Annotated in this window: 15 protein-coding genes; 5 read left to right on the plus strand and 10 right to left on the minus strand. The window is 42.9% G+C overall.

Annotated elements, in window-relative coordinates; all coding sequences use genetic code 11:
* Nucleotides 1-136 precede the first annotated feature (136 nt).
* The gene (purN, locus tag FTT86_RS11190; RefSeq protein WP_180181239.1) at nt 137-766 is read right to left on the minus strand and encodes a phosphoribosylglycinamide formyltransferase; all 630 of its coding nucleotides are present in this window, start codon (nt 764-766) and stop codon (nt 137-139) included.
* Between the two features lie 6 nt (nt 767-772).
* Nucleotides 773-1,843: a phosphoribosylformylglycinamidine cyclo-ligase gene (gene purM / locus FTT86_RS11195; protein ID WP_005106398.1), complete on the minus strand. Its 1,071-nt coding sequence runs from the start codon at nt 1,841-1,843 to the stop codon at nt 773-775.
* A 135-nt stretch (nt 1,844-1,978) separates the two neighbouring features.
* On the opposite strand from purM, the gene cxpE reads away from it, so the two are divergent.
* From cxpE to FTT86_RS11215, 4 genes are all read left to right on the plus strand, one after another.
* Complete coding sequence (gene cxpE / locus FTT86_RS11200; RefSeq protein ID WP_180181240.1) at nt 1,979-3,199, plus strand: chloramphenicol efflux transporter CxpE; 1,221 nt, start codon at nt 1,979-1,981, stop codon at nt 3,197-3,199.
* Between the two features lie 14 nt (nt 3,200-3,213).
* Entirely contained in the window at nt 3,214-3,918 is a 705-nt protein-coding gene (gene hda / locus FTT86_RS11205; RefSeq protein WP_180181241.1) for a DnaA regulatory inactivator Hda, read from the plus strand.
* A 120-nt stretch (nt 3,919-4,038) separates the two neighbouring features.
* The gene (rbtA, locus tag FTT86_RS11210; protein ID WP_180181242.1) at nt 4,039-5,838 is read left to right on the plus strand and encodes a rhombotarget A; all 1,800 of its coding nucleotides are present in this window, start codon (nt 4,039-4,041) and stop codon (nt 5,836-5,838) included.
* 9 nt (nt 5,839-5,847) lie between these two features.
* Nucleotides 5,848-8,259 carry a CSLREA domain-containing protein gene (locus FTT86_RS11215; RefSeq protein ID WP_180181243.1) on the plus strand — a complete coding sequence of 804 codons (2,412 nt, stop codon included), beginning with the start codon at nt 5,848-5,850 and terminating at the stop codon, nt 8,257-8,259.
* Nucleotides 8,260-8,315: 56 nt separating this feature from the next.
* Here the strand turns inward: FTT86_RS11215 and FTT86_RS11220 are convergent, their stop codons facing one another.
* The 5 genes from FTT86_RS11220 to FTT86_RS11240 form a co-directional block, all read right to left on the minus strand.
* On the minus strand, nt 8,316-8,726 hold the full coding sequence (locus tag FTT86_RS11220; protein ID WP_004645681.1) for a DUF3106 domain-containing protein: 411 nt from the start codon (nt 8,724-8,726) through the stop codon (nt 8,316-8,318).
* The gene (locus FTT86_RS11225; protein ID WP_004645680.1) at nt 8,716-9,033 is read right to left on the minus strand and encodes a hypothetical protein; all 318 of its coding nucleotides are present in this window, start codon (nt 9,031-9,033) and stop codon (nt 8,716-8,718) included. Before FTT86_RS11225 ends, FTT86_RS11220 begins: the two co-directional genes overlap by 11 nt.
* A complete protein-coding gene (locus FTT86_RS11230; RefSeq protein WP_180181244.1) occupies nt 9,030-9,644 on the minus strand; it encodes an RNA polymerase sigma factor in 615 nt (204 codons plus the stop codon). Before FTT86_RS11230 ends, FTT86_RS11225 begins: the two co-directional genes overlap by 4 nt.
* Before the next feature lie 167 nt (nt 9,645-9,811).
* A complete protein-coding gene (locus FTT86_RS11235) occupies nt 9,812-10,588 on the minus strand; it encodes an RNA methyltransferase (RefSeq protein ID WP_004645677.1) in 777 nt (258 codons plus the stop codon).
* 51 nt (nt 10,589-10,639) lie between these two features.
* Complete coding sequence (locus FTT86_RS11240; protein WP_180181245.1) at nt 10,640-11,614, minus strand: class 1 fructose-bisphosphatase; 975 nt, start codon at nt 11,612-11,614, stop codon at nt 10,640-10,642.
* 180 nt (nt 11,615-11,794) lie between these two features.
* Here FTT86_RS11240 and FTT86_RS11245 point away from each other — a divergent pair, with 180 nt between their 5' ends.
* A complete protein-coding gene (locus tag FTT86_RS11245) occupies nt 11,795-11,980 on the plus strand; it encodes an NF038105 family protein (RefSeq protein WP_004645674.1) in 186 nt (61 codons plus the stop codon).
* Nucleotides 11,981-12,059: 79 nt separating this feature from the next.
* Here FTT86_RS11245 and pal read toward each other — a convergent pair whose 3' ends face one another.
* From pal to tolA, 3 genes are all read right to left on the minus strand, one after another.
* A complete protein-coding gene (pal, locus tag FTT86_RS11250; protein ID WP_004279115.1) occupies nt 12,060-12,632 on the minus strand; it encodes a peptidoglycan-associated lipoprotein Pal in 573 nt (190 codons plus the stop codon).
* Between the two features lie 54 nt (nt 12,633-12,686).
* On the minus strand, nt 12,687-13,970 hold the full coding sequence (tolB, locus tag FTT86_RS11255) for a Tol-Pal system beta propeller repeat protein TolB (RefSeq protein ID WP_180181271.1): 1,284 nt from the start codon (nt 13,968-13,970) through the stop codon (nt 12,687-12,689).
* A 205-nt stretch (nt 13,971-14,175) separates the two neighbouring features.
* A complete protein-coding gene (gene tolA, locus FTT86_RS11260) occupies nt 14,176-15,465 on the minus strand; it encodes a cell envelope integrity protein TolA (protein ID WP_180181246.1) in 1,290 nt (429 codons plus the stop codon).
* Nucleotides 15,466-15,468 lie beyond the last annotated feature (3 nt).

A 15,468-nucleotide genomic window follows, 5' to 3' on the forward strand; every position in this document is an offset into this window, starting at 1 on the left:
TGATGCCATTTTTCTTTATACTGTCACTGAGGCAGGTTGGACATTTGATTTCTAGAGTTATTTGCATTTCTCTATTTTATCAAAATTCAACCTGCTTTTTTTTAGCATACTTTTTGATACACCACCCTAAATTTTTTTAGAACTTGCAGAATTGAACAGGCGCTTGCATTTTCTCATTTCGATATAACACACCATCTTTAGTATGTTGAATCGTTCCGCTACAAATCCATTCTACGACTTGTGGATAGATCACATGCTCGAGGCTATGCACACGTGTTGCCAAACTTTCTACCGTATCATGATGAGAAACCTTGAGAACACCTTGGGCAAGCGCTTGACCTGCATCCAGTTCAGCCGTAACATAATGCACCGTACAACCGTGCAGAACATCACCGGTATTGAGTACACGCTGATGCGTATGCATACCTTTATAATAAGGCAACAGGGAAGGATGAATATTTAACATTTTTCCTTCCCAGGCTTTCACAAATTTTCCACTTAAAATTCGCATAAAGCCGGCAAGTACCACCAGATCCACATCCCAGTCCAAAAGCTTTTGATGCATGACATCATCAAAAGCTTCACGGTTTGGATATTGCTTGTGTTCAATAATTGCAGTCTGAATGCCTGCGTGCTGTGCACGTGTTAAAGCAAAGGCTTCAGGTTTGTTGGAAATCACGCCTACAATTTGGCCTGAAAGATTGGCATCAATCAAGGCTTGCAGATTTGATCCACTACCTGAAACAAGTACAGCAATTTTAATCATGCGAAATTACGCGAAGATCACACGAATTTTTTCGTCTGCACCTGCAACCGATTCAGCATTGTCTTGAATCTGACCCATTGCCCATGCTTTTTCGCCAAGCTGGTTGAGTAATTCAACAGTTTTGTCTGCATCAGCTGCATCAACGACCAGCACCATACCAACGCCACAGTTGAAAGTACGATACATTTCAAACTGTTCTACGCCGCCTTCGCGTTGTAGAAGTTTGAATAGCTCAGGCCATTCCCAAGAAGATTCATTCACAAGCGCTTGAGCACCGTTTGGAAGTACGCGAGGTAAGTTACCTGGTAAACCACCACCAGTGATGTGTGCCATCGCATGGACATCAACGTGTTTTAACAGTTCAAGAATTGGTTTTACATAAATGCGTGTTGGTTCCATTGCAACATCTGCAAGTGGGCGGCCATCGACGATTTGATTCAGGTCAACGTTTTTCACGTCCAGGATTTTACGAAGCAGTGAGTAGCCGTTTGAGTGCGCACCTGAAGAAGCTACACCAATTAAAACGTCACCCGCTTTGACTTTAGAGCCATCAATAATTTTACTTTGCTCAACAACACCGACACAGAAACCTGCAAGATCGTAATCTTCGCCTTCATACATGCCTGGCATTTCAGCAGTTTCACCGCCAACTAATGCACAGCCAGCAAGTTCACAACCAGCGCCAATACCAGTGACTACATTTGCAGCAACATCAACATTTAAGTGACCAGTTGCATAATAATCAAGGAAGAACAGTGGTTCAGCACCACAGACAAGAAGGTCATTCACGCACATTGCAACCAGGTCTTGACCAATTGTGTCATGACGGTTCAAATTCAGTGCCAGACGTAATTTTGTACCAACACCATCTGTGCCAGATACGAGAACAGGTTCTTCATAACCTTTAGGAATTTTACAAAGTGCACCAAAGCCACCTAGACCGCCCATAACTTCGGGACGTGAGGTACGCTTAGCGACAGATTTGATACGATCGACTAACGCGTCGCCCGCCTCAATGTCGACACCTGCATCTTTGTAGCTTAAACCAGTGTTTGGGGTAGAAGTTGAGTTGCTCATAATGAAGTCTCCGCATTCGCGGGTGCGATTATAACCTGAATATGTAAAACTCTTATGGTATTTGTGGCCTAAAATGCTATCTTTATTAAAATATTTTAATTTTTAGAATGATTAATAGAGAAAAGGCAAGATTCTATGGTCGATCGTACTTTACGGCGCATTCTTATACTTGCTGGTATAGCATTGATACTTTGGGTTTTATATCTGCTTAAACCAGTTGTGGTTCCTTTTGTGGCAGCTTTTCTAATTGCTTATTTATTTAGCCCACTGGTCGATGTTTTGCACCGCATTGGGCTGGCTCGATGGCTCTCGATCAGTATCGTATTTATCGGGATTGGGGTCGTGGTCACCTTGGTGATGTGGTATCTGGTGCCACTGGTCTGGCAGCAGCTGATGTATGCGCGTGATAGCATTCCGGCCGGGATTCACTGGATCAATTACACGTTTCTACCTTGGCTTTCCGATAGCTTTAATCTGGTCCCGATGGAGATTGATACCGATCAGATTTCCTCCGTGGTGATGGACTATGTCCAGACCAATTATAGTGCTGACAGTATTCAGGCAATGCTGCTGAAACTGGCACAATCTGGTCTGAATTTTATCCAGATTGGTGGCACGATTGTCCTGATTCCGATTATTGCCTTTTATTTCTTGCTGGATTGGGACCGTATGCTGGACAGCTTACGCCGCCTGATTCCCCGTCCTTATGAAAAAACAACCTTAACTATTGTGAGTGAATGTCATAGTGTTTTAGGTGCCTTTGTCAAAGGTCAGTTCCTGGTCATGCTTCTGCTAGGCGTAGTCTATGCAGTGGGACTGCAACTGATTGGCCTAGAGATTGGCTTGATCATCGGGATGATTGCCGGATTGTGCAGTATCATTCCGTATCTTGGTTTTGCGGTTGGAATTATTGCCGCAGTCATTGCAACCTTTTTCCAATTTGGAATCGACTGGTGGCAACTGGTATTGGTCGGGATTGTCTTTATGGTCGGGCAGGCCGTCGAAGGCTATATTCTGCAACCGTTCTTGCTAGGTGATAAAATCGGTCTTTCTCCTGTAGCTGTAGTGTTTGCAGTTCTGGCAGGTGCACAACTGGCCGGTTTCTTGGGCATGCTGATTGCCTTACCGGTGGCAGCCGTGATTGTGGTACTGCTGCGGCATATCCGTGAGTATTATGAACATACGCCATTTTATGGTGATCGGGCTGTTATCATACAAGATGCATCTACCGGTTCAATCAATATTGAAACAGCAGACTTAGATGTTGATATTGAAATGAAAAAGCCACAGAAAAAACCGCTGCAAGCAGAGGAGAACTCAAGTAAAATTCACGATCCACATCGTAAAGACTCATAAGGCCAAAAAATCGTATGCGTCAATTGCAGTTAGATATAGAACCTCAGCTCGATGCCCGAATCAGTGATTTTTCAGGGCCGGGTTGGGGGCATGTCATTGATGCTGTCCGTCAATTACATGCAGGCCTGATCAACCAATTTTATGTCTATGGGGGAGCCGGTACAGGTAAAAGTCATTTGTTGTCTGCCATCTGTGACTCTTATCTGGAAGTAGGTAAATCTGCAATTCAGGTATCTTTGCTTGAGCTTTTAGATGCACCGACTGAGGCGATTACTTCTCTAGATCGTTTTGATCTGGTAGCACTTGATGATATCGAAGCGATTAGTGGCGTACCCCCTTGGCAACGCGCAGTATTTCACTTGATTAATTATAATAATGAAGGTGGTGGGCAGTTGGTGTTTTCGTCACGTTTTGCACCTATCGAACTCAAACTCGAATTGCCAGATTTACAATCCCGTCTCACGCAGGCGGTCAGTACCCGTGTTCCGAGTGGCAGTTTGTATGCTGATCGCTATGCGTTGGTTTCCTCGGTACTCGATCGTCGTGGGATCCATTTAGACCCTCAAATCTTTGACTATTTACTAAGCCATGGGCCACATCAAACTTCAGTGCTGCTTCAAAGATTAGAGCAGATTATTCAATTGCTTAAAGGGGAAAAATTGAAAGTCAGCAATGCTAATCTGCGGCAGATATATGCCTTGATTGACGAATATCGGTAAAATATAAAAATTCTTGAGTAATTACTCAGTCTATGACACAGTAAGGCAAAATAATTCGCTGTTGCAAGGATTCTGCAACTTTAGAAGAAAAAGAAAGAAATAAAAATTAAGGAGAAGGTTATGCTCAAGAAGAGCATAGGCATAGCTTTGCTATGTATAGCGGGGCAGTCGTATAGTGCAGATATTATTGTAACCACTACAGAAGATATTGAAAAAGATGACAAGGAATGTTCACTTCGAGAAGCTGTTGAGTATGTTAACCGTGGCTTAGCTAAATCAGGTTTTATGGGGTGTGGTGGGGAGAACTCATCCAGTACCATTATTTTAAAAGAAAAAAATACCTATGTGTTGAACCAGCATATCGCGATTAAAAAATCTCTTACCATCCGTGCGTTCGCAGAAAGTGATGGCGAATTCAGTACGGATGAAAAAGCATTAGGCTTGCATAATGCTCATATTCAAATGAAAGGTACTGATAACCTTTTCCGGATCAACAGTACAGATACATTGGTTCAGTTAAATTTGAAAGAACTGGATCTTGAAGGCTGTGGTAAAACCAGTTGTGCTGAACAAGGTGGCCTAATTTATAATAAAGGTCAGCTAACTCTAGAATATAACCGTCTATTTAATGCTGCTGCCAACTTGGGTGGGGCAATTTATAATGCTGGCAAGTTTGGTCAGAACTTAACAAGCCGTGCACAAATTAAAAATAGTCTGATCGAAAATAATAAAGCCCAACGAGGCGGGATCCTGTATAGCGAGCTACCTGCTTTCCTCATTTATCAAAGTGTACTTAAAAATAATCAGACACTGGATAATTCCGCGACCAATATTTATAGCGCGGGACAGTTTGCTGACTCCAGTAAAGATCAAGGTATTAGTGGGGAGGTATTAAGTAGTACGATACTAAAAAATAAGGGTGTATTTATTAATGTCCTGGACGGGATGGGATTGAATAATCTCACCATAGTTGACAATGAAAATACTGCTTTAAATATCCATGCACCGTATGGAAGAGCTTATGTAGCGAATAGTATTATTTTAAGAAATGGTACACAGGATTGCCAAATTATCACTGGTGATAAGTCTGTGTCGCAAAATAATCTGCTGACAGCCTCGTGTGGTGTAGGGGATGCCGTCGCGCCGAACCAGTTCTGGAATGGTACACGACTTTTTGCTGAATCCTCAGATAAAAGTGAAGGTATTTGTCAGACCCTACAAGAAAATAATAATGCCATACTTTGTCCATATAGCGTTCCTAAAGGACAATTTCTCGGTTATATGCGCCCACGAATTTTGTTGAACTATATTCTTGTGAATGAATCGCCGATTGTGAATAGAGGCACAGGATTGAATCTGGCAAATCCAACAGTAGCATGTGAGGCGGCAGATCAGCGTGGGATCAACCGTTTGATGGATAATCTGTTTTGTGATCGAGGTGCTGTTGAAATCACAATACCAATCTCAGGCAGTCTAGTGGGACAAGATCTGTTAAAGGGTGAAATTGCCAAGTTTTCAATTGAATCTTATCTGGGAGATAGTGATTTAATTCCAAAAGAACAGTGTAATGCCATTGTTGGTCAGAATCCGACGGGTGAGCCTTGGCAAGATGGCTGTTTGAAAGTAGTACAAACCAAAACGGCTTCCAAGGGTAAAACAATCATCGATATTCATGGCAATGTCGTTTATACCCCGGATTCTACCTGGCATGGAGCAGATATTTTCGAACTACAAGTGGTGACCTCATCTACACGGTTTAATAAAAGTAAACCTTATTTGACTATTACTACTCAAATTGTTCAGGAGCCAAAAAATGAAATGGAAGACAAAGCAGTCAAAACTTCAGGCGGCTCATGGGGTGGTGGTGGACTACTGATTTTACTCGGATTAATAGGTTTACGCCGTGGATTAAAAGATTAAGGAAAAATCATGAAAAATTATAAAAAAGGACTGCTTGCGGCCATGATTTTATCTGCCATGAGTTTGATGGCAGCCGAAGATAAAACGATATATGTAACTACTTTTGCTGATGAAGATGGCGAGAATAATAATGCCTGTTCTTTGCGAGAAGCCATTAAAACTGCAAAACTTGATAAATCTTATGGCGGATGTAATGTAGGACGTACGCTACGATTGGATGGTTCAGCTGCAGATGTGATTCAGCTTGAAGCAGGCGAGTACAAACTGGAGAAAGAGCTGATCGTAGAGTCAGCGCTCAAAATTTATGGGAAAACTCCGCTTAATTATGCTAGTCGTAGTCCGATTACGCTATTATATCCAACCCGGGAGGCTTTAAAAAGTACTATTTCGGGTCAGGGGAAAACCAGATTATTTAATAGTATGGCCAGTCAATCCAGTCTGGAAATTCATCATTTGATCTTAAAGGATGGCTATGCAGCAATAAATACCTTGGATAAAGGTAATGGCGGTACTTTTTATGTAGCAGGGCCTTTAAGTATTAATACCAGTGAAATAGTAAATTCCCGAGCTGCTGCAGAAGGTGGGGCGATTTATAGTGTAGCAATGAATACGGAAAGGAATATTGTTATTCAGGATTCTTTAATTCAAAAAAATCAGGCGAGTTCATATGGTAGTGTTTTGGCAATGGACTGTCAGGGAAATTTAGGTACAACTCAAACCAATGTGAAAATTAATTCCAGTAGTATTGTTAAAAACGGTTCAGACACTACTAACAGTATTATTGATTTTTGTGGCTATGCCACAGTAGAAATTGTTAACTCTACTATTGCGAAGAATACTGCAAGTACCACAGGACATATTGTGCGTATGACGAATGAAGTTAATCGTCCACTCAGTAAATTCTCCAGTTTAACTGCATTAAGTAATACTATTGTTGAAAATACAGCTCAATCTACTTTATTTTATGACAATACCGGTTTTAGGTATTTTAATTTCAATGTTTTAGCCTTTAACCAAGGCCTGTCTTGTGAGTATGCCTTAAATCAGGGAAATCCGACCAAGGCACAACGTGTTGAATTTTCTACAATTCGAAATGCAATTCAAACGACTGGGCCATCACGTTGCGTATTGCCAGAATTAGACGAAGATACTACTTCAAATAATCTTGATGTCTCTAACAATATAATCAGCAGTTTATTAACAAATTATATTGAGCCTGCTATTGATAATCGCTATTTAGGGCTGTATTACCCACGTGATAATCAGACCGCAACGGATTTGGTAGATATCGGGGTGAGTGGCTGTATTGAACAAGACCAGCGTGGTATTGATCGTGTGATTGGATCCACATTAACATTTGATCCAAGTGCAAAAAATACCTGCGAGATCGGCTCAGTTGAAATCCGACGTTTGACTGCAGCCGATATTACGGACTTGCAAAATAAGAGTTTGGTAGAACTCAATGACTTTTATCAGGAGAATATAGATGATATCGAAGAAATCATTGCTGATAAAAATACTCCAGAAAATGAGCTTCCTGGTTTAAAGGAAGAATTGAAAAGTTATCAGGATTTGCTTAAATATACCAAACAATATCAGAAATATCGTGCAATCTATATTAATCCTTTTATCTTGGCTATGCCTCAAGAAACTCTAACCAATGATAAGATTCAAATTAAAGCCTTAAATTCAGAAAATTATGAGGTCAGTGTAAAAACTTTAGGGGTTGGTAAGTTAATTGGTACTGGTAATTCGACCACTGTGGAAGGAAATCCCAATGATCCAAATCTTAAATGTGAGTGGAAACCTGATTTAAACCGGATCATGATGTATCGCACTGATGGTAAGCAGACCAGTTCGGTTGATATGGAGTTCTGTAGTTATACACTTAAAGACCAGGCTACAGGTGTAAGCAGTGCTGGCCTCTTAAGAGCAGCTTTTAACAACATTGCACCAATTGCAAAAGATGATGAATATCGGCTTAGTCCAGAGAATAATCTTACAGTGATGGTAAATCCGCTTGAAAATGATAGTGATGATGGGGATGGGCCTCTACCATCAGGAAAGTCGGCTTTTTATCAAGATAAAGATGGAAAAGAGATCCCGATTCATATTGTTAAGCTGCCTGCGGGAGTTTCACTGAAGGCAGAGCGACAAGGAGCCTGTCCTGATACCTACCAAAATCAGACCTGTTATGGTGGACAGCTGACATTTAGTGTAAAAAATAATTTAAGCCAGGCAAATTACAGCATGGATTATGCGATTTTTGATGCTGATGAAAAAATGTCAGAAAAAGCGACAATCTTGTTACGTAATACAGTTAAAAATACGAATACGTCCTCAAGTGGTGGTGGGGCAATTGGAATGTGGGGGCTACTAGGATTATTAGGGCTTGCAGGTTATCGACGCTTAAGAAAATAAAATATGATTGAAACATCAAAAAAGCCTCCATATGGAGGCTTTTTTATATTAAGTTTTTAATGCGAGTTAGGCTGCTGAGTCACTTGCTGATATTTGAGAATGTATTCTTCGCGAATGGCAAGGCGTTGCTCAGGAGACGCTTTTTGCATACGTGCGCCCAGTTCTTTGCGTTCCTGACTGCTCATCATTTGCCAAGTCTCACGCATTCTTTGTTTTTCCGCATTAGGGAGTTGAGTAAACCAGTCCATACGCTGCTGTAAGCTAACCCGTTGTTGTTCGGGGATTTCTTTTAGAGATTGGTAACGTTTAATCAGTGCCAATTGTTCAGAATCAGAAAGACTATCCCAAGTATCAGTTACTTGGGTATTCGCATCTTTGGAAAATAGCCAAAAACGTTCAAATCCTGCAAAGCTGGTTTGCAGAAAACTGAATGCACAAAAAGCAATCACCAATTTTTTAGCTGCCATGTGGAACTTTGTCCTCACCTAAAACCATTAACATTTCTAAATCTTCAAGCATTTGCGGAGACAGTTTTGGGACTGACACCATTTGAGTTTGCGGTTCGTTATGGTCCGAAAGATTCGGTAATACCACAACGCCTGCAATCGCAGCTGCCAAAGCAAAACCTGACATTTTTAGAAATGCAAAGCGTGAGTGTTTTGAATCCTGAATTTCTTCAAGAACATGGTGCATGACAACAGGTTTGTCTTTATGTTGTTGTGCCAGTCCATCAAGTTTGGAAGTTACTTGTTTTAAGAAATCATCTTGATTCATTCGGATGACCCTCCCAGATATGGATTTAAATGTGCTAAAGAGGCACGTAAGCCTTGGATAGCACGGTGATAATGGGTTTTTACACTGCCTTCTGTACAGTTCATAATTTGTGCGGTGGTATGCGTATCAAATCCTTCCCAGGCCCTTAACATAAATGCCTGCTGCTGACGCACAGGCAATTTTGCAATCGCTTCTTGGATTTCTTCAGCAGTGACTGCCTGATCGAGAAAGTCCAGCGGCGTTGGTGTTGATTCATCGACGACATCATCAAATTCAATTTCGTCGTCATCGAGACTGACTTTCTTGAAAAATGAAAACATTTGACCACGCCGTGACTCTTTACGACGCCAGTCCTGTAACTTGTTGTTGAGAATGGTATAAAATAGGGGATACCATTCTTCAGTGGTTTTTTCTGCATAGGATTTGTGTAAGGAAATGAAAGCTTCCTGAACCAGATCCATGGCAATACCATGGTGACCTTGAGTCGCACTTTCCATCATCACCAAGGCGCGCCCAGTCACATCCTGCATGAAATTCTTCAGACGTGCTTCAGCCGTACTCTTCAGAATACTTACATCATGTGTTTGCAGCTGTTTTGGTGCTAAATCCATAGAGATGGAAAATCCTGTCATTGGACACCCACCATTATTCCCAAGTTCATAATCATATAACGTTGGGAATTCTGGTTTGGTTGACAATTAAGTTTATTATTTTTGTAGTTTAATCTATTTTATACACGGGCAGGGTCGTATTAAAACACTGTAACCTAAATCCTTAATTAGATACGTTGACGTACCATTTCAAAGAAACAGATCGAACCTGCAATTGCGACATTCAGTGATTCCTGACCACCGGGTTGCGGAATGCTCACGGCTTCAGCATGTTGCATCGCATAATCAGACACGCCTTGGCCTTCATTACCCAGAATCCACACGCAAGGTTTACGTAAGTCTTTTGAATACAGGCTTTCAGCACGGTGTGAGCTGGTTACATAGACAGGGATTTGAAATTGCTCAAGAATTTGTTTAAGCGCGATATTTTCAAAGGTTTGCAGTGTGAAATGTGCACCCATACCGGCACGTAATACGCGTGGAGACCAGAGCGAGGCAGAACCTTTGGTACACACAATCTGTTCAATACCGGCAGCAGCAGCCGAGCGAAGCAGGGTGCCTACATTACCCGGATCCTGTACATTTTCCAGAATCAAAGTGTCTGCTTTAAAATCCAATGCATAATTTGCTGTCGGTAGAGTCACTACAGCTAAACAGGCTAAAGATGTTCCTAAGGTGCTTAAATCTTTGTATAAAGACTCGCTTAGAACAAAGACCATACCTGTGTATTTTGCGAGAATTTTCTCGAAATCAGGATGTGAAAGTGCATGTTCAGTAGTGAAAATAGAATCAATTTTACGGTTTTCATGTAGCCAGGCGAGAGACAGATGCGTGCCTTCTAAAACCGTTTGACCCTGTTTTTTACGATAGGTATTTTGTTCAATTAAACCGCGTAAGTGTTTAATCTTTGGATTGTCTTTTGAATCAAGAAAAAAAGTTGGCATGGGAGATATAATCCACGGCAGCCGATTCAATACCGGCTGCCGCTATAAAAATTAGTTGTGGTAGCTGGTCACAAGATCAACTTCATTTTTAGAACCAATGATCACAGGAACACGCTGATGTAAATCAGTCGGTTCGATCTCAAGAATACGTACGCGACCTGTAGTCGATGCGCCGCCAGCCTGTTCCATCAACATACTCATTGGGTTGGCTTCATACATTAAACGCAGACGGCCTGCTTTAGCCGGATCTTTAAGGTCGTATGGATACATGAAGATACCGCTACGGCAAAGAATACGGTGAATGTCGCCCACCATACAGGCAACCCAGCGCATATTGAAGTCTTTTTCACGCGGGCCAGTCTTACCAGCTAACAATTCATCGATATAACGCTGTACTGGTGCTTCCCAATGACGTTGATTCGACGCATTGATCGCATATTCTTTAGTATCTGCAGCTACCTGAATGGCTTCAGAAGTCAGTAGGAATTCTTGAGTCTCAGGGTCATAGGTAAAGAACACTACGCCTGCGCCGACGGTCAATGCCAACATGGTCGATGGACCATAAAGCACGTAACCTGCAGCTACCTGATGAACACCGGCTTGCATAAAGTCTTCTGCCTGAGTCACTGCATTTTTCGCAGGAAGAATCGAGAAAATGGTACCAACACACATATTGATGTCGATATTGCTTGAGCCATCTAATGGATCGAACAATACCAGAAATTGACCATTTTCTTGTGCAGGGGTGAATTCATCTAGTTCTTCTGAGGCCAAACCACCCACATTTGGATGTTGCTGCAAGGCATCAATCAAATAGTCATTAGAAATGACATCCAGCTTCTTTTGCTCTTCGCCTTGAACGTTTTCATGCTGTGCACTTCCCAATACACCCGCTAAAGCACCTTTTTGCAGTAACTGATCAATGTCTTTGCAAGTGTTTGCAATTGTTTCAATAACTTGTGCAAGTTCAGGTGTGAGATTCCCGCTTTGTTGTTGTAAAAACTGGGATAAAGTGCAGTATGACATAGGGGAAACTCCAAAACTTAAATCGGGAAAAAATGATCAAAACGATATGCGGCTATATTTTAGATGAGAACGTACTAAAAGAAAAATTAAACTGGATTATTTGTATCGATTTTGCCCTTGCAACTCCTGCGGAAAGTGCTATGTTGAAGACAAAGGAAAATTGAGAATAGGAGCACAGATATGACAACATTGAAGTTTGATGCGACTCCAACGCCAAGCGAAGGCATTACTTTAGATGATATCTCTGAAGACAAGATGAAAGAAGCCTGGCGGGATTATGAAGCAAAACCAGAGTACAAACAATTCAATAAACATGACCTGATCGAATCGATGCATCCGGCTGAACAAGATCAGCTTCCCAAGTAGACCGATTCTTTCATTGAAGCAAATAAAAAGCACTCATGATTGAGTGCTTTTTATTTGATGAAACCATCATGAATGAAAATTATTTCAACAATGGTGGTACCGCTTCATAATTAATTTCTACACGGCGGTTTTCTTTCCAGGCATTTTCGTCATGGCCCGCATTGATTGGCATTTCCTTGCCATAGCTAACTGCTTCCAATTGACCAGGATTAACACCAGTCGTTACCAGGAAGCTTTCTACTGCTTTGGCACGACGCTCGCCAAGTGCCATGTTGTATTCACGGGTACCGCGTTCATCGGTATGGCCGGTGAGTGCTACACGTGAATTGGCATTGGCCATTAGGAATTGCGCATGGGCTTGCAACGTATTTAGATCTTCATTGCTCAGTTCAGTACTGTCATAGTCAAAATGCACCACGCGTTTTGCCAAGAATGCTTTATTTTCTGCAGTAACACCTTTTGCAGAAGCGCCTGCCATGTTTTGTGCATTCAGTGCTGCATCTTCACTCAGACCTTGAGTATTCACAGTTGTTGTACCAGTCGTATCTAAACCGCCCGTTTGAACTTCAGCGGCAGGCTTACGGCTCGCACAACCTGTCATGACAACAGCTGCTGCTAAAAGTGGCAAGGCAAATAATTTTACTTTGTTCATCTTCATCTCCATGAAGTTTGATTATGGGGTAAAGGGTTTATCAATATAAAAATCTTATTTTGGTGCCCAAGCGGGTTCACGGACTTCACCCGTTTCACTTGGTAAATTCATACGGAAGCGGCCATCCAGCGACATGATCGACAAGAGTCCGCGTGCACCTTCACGGGTGGCATAGACCACCATCTGGCCATTTGGCGAGAAGCTTGGTGATTCGTCCAGCGTTGTTGGTGTCAAAATGTTGTTCACACCAGAGGTCATGTCCTGAACCGCAACTCGATAGTTACTGCCGCTTGGGCGATGAACTAATGCAAGTTTTTTACCATCTGCGCTCAGCGTGCCGCGCGCGTTGAATGCACCACGGAAGGTCAGGCGTTTATTGCTACTTGATTCAAGATCATGGCGGTAAATTTGTGGAGAACCCCCACGGTCAGAAGTGAAAATAAAAGATTTTCCATCTGGTGAATAACGTGCTTCAGTATCAATGGCACTGTCATTGGTCATACGTTGTAACTGACGCGTTTCCAGATTCATCTGGTAGATTTCCGGATTGCCGTGCATAGAAGCAGTAAACAGCATGCTCTTACCATCTGGAGAGAAGCTCGGCGCGCCATTCAAGCCGCGGAAGCTGGCCAGTTTTTCACGCTGTCCGGTCGCCAGATCCTGTACATAAATCGCCGGGCGTTTGGTTTCAAAGGACACATAAGCGATTTTTTTGGCATCTGGTGTCCATGCTGGAGAAAGGATTGGATCACGTGAGGTCAAAATGGTCTTTGGCTGTTCACCATCGGTATCGGCAATCTGCAAGGTATAGCGCTGTTCCGGCGTAGCAGGATTACGCAGCACATAGGCAATACGTCCGCTAAAGTCACCTGGAATGCCGGTCAATGCCTGATAGATGGCATCACTGATCATATGCGCTGCCTGACGGGTGCGTGAGGCTGGAACAGTCAGCAATTCATTTAATAGATATTGTTTTTTTTCGACATCATAGAGCTGATACTGGATTTCAAAAGAACCATCGGCTGTGGCCTTGGATGAACCGGTGACCACATAGGGAACACCAGCCGATGCCCAAGCTTCTGCATTCGGATTATTCAATGTCGCTGTTGCAGGCAGGTTTTTTGAAGCACTGGTAAAGCGGCCAGAACGATTCAGGTCATTTTCCACAATAGGATAAATGCTCTGATCCTGGCTGAAAGGTACAACGGCAATTTTAGGTGCTGCCTCAGGTGCCTTGGTAATTTCCAGATGCAATTGGGCATAGGAATGGGTTGCCAATACAGGGCTTAAAGCGCTAATGATTGCGAGGCAGAGTAGATGTTTGCGAGTCTTTTCCATCATTCGTTATTTACTCAAATCAACGGATTTATTGTATAGGTGCTTGGGCTACATCATCGCATGGATTTAATAGAATAAAACCATGAATTTATGGCCAAACTGTTATGACACTGTGAAAAGTGAATATTATTTAATCAATTTAAAGTGAAGTTTAGCTTAAAAAATAAAAGCCATCACAACATTATTTATGTGATGGCTCCGTTTTTTATTGCGCAGTAAAGGTTGAAGTAAAGCTTCGTGCTTCTCTGCGTGCATCTGGATCGGATGGCATTGGATAAGGTGCGGCAGCACGGACTGCAGCTTCTACACTGGCTTTCATGTCTGAATCACTTGAATTCACAATAACCGAGACCACACCGCCATTATCATTCAGGGTTACACGTGCAGTGGCACGCTGGCCTGATGATCCGACTGGTGTATCCCATGCACGTTTGATTTTATTTTCAAAATCGCGTTTCGCAGTGGATGCAATCCGTTTTGATTCCGCTTTTTTCTGTGCAGCTTCTTCAGCAGCCTGTTTAGCGGCTGAAGCTTTGGCCTCTGCATCCGCTTTGGCCTTAGCATCGGCATCTGCCTTGCGTTTGGCATCAGCGTCGGCTTTAGCAGCCGCATCCGCTTTGGCTTTCGCATCAGCATCCGCTTTGCGTTTCGCCGCTGCATCATTTTTAGCCTTAGCCGCCGCGTCTGCTTTGGCTTTAGCCGCTGCATCCGCTTTGGCTTTAGCCGCTGCATCCGCTTTGGCTTTAGCCGCTGCATCCGCTTTGGCTTTCGCATCAGCATCTGCTTTACGTTTCGCCGCTGCATCATTATTGGCTTTTGCTGCCGCATCTGCCTTTGCTTTAGCAGCAGCTTCAGCCTTACGTTTGGCATCAGCCTCTGCTTTGGCTTTTGTTGCAGCATCCGCTTTTTGCTTGGCAGCTAGGTCAGCTTTTTTCTGTGCTTCCAGTTTGGCTTTTTGAGCAGCATCGGCTTTGCGTTGTGCATTCAGTTCAGCTTGACGTGCAGCTTCGGCTTCCGCCTTGGATTTTTGCGCTGCATCCGCTTTGGCTTTGGCCGCTGCCTGTTTCGCCTGTTCAGCGGCTTCGGCACGTTTCGCTGCTTCAGCTGCTTGCTGCGCAGCCTTGGCTTGTGCTGCCTCTGCCGCTTTTAGTTCCTGCTGTGCTTTTTGTGTATCAACTTTAGGAGTAGGTGGAGTCACAGGTACAGCAGGGGCAGCAGTTGGAATGACAGGAGCCGGTTCTATACTGGGTTCAGCAGTTTGGGTAATTTCTTCTGCGACGTTTTCATGTGCAGTTTCCTCAAATTCGGTTTCTTCGCGAGTCACCGGTTTAAGGTCTTCTGGCTTGATCAGAACGGTTTTGATCTGTTTTGGCGGTTCAGGGGGATTACTCATGCCCAGATAAAGTAAGCCCACCAAAGCCACTGCATGGATGCCGAGCGTAAATCCAATCGCAATTGCTTTTTTTTGAAAGGGCGGTTTCTGATAATTTTTCATACT

The sequence above is a fragment of the Acinetobacter sp. YH01021 genome (assembly GCF_013420255.1).
Lineage (GTDB): Bacteria > Pseudomonadota > Gammaproteobacteria > Pseudomonadales > Moraxellaceae > Acinetobacter.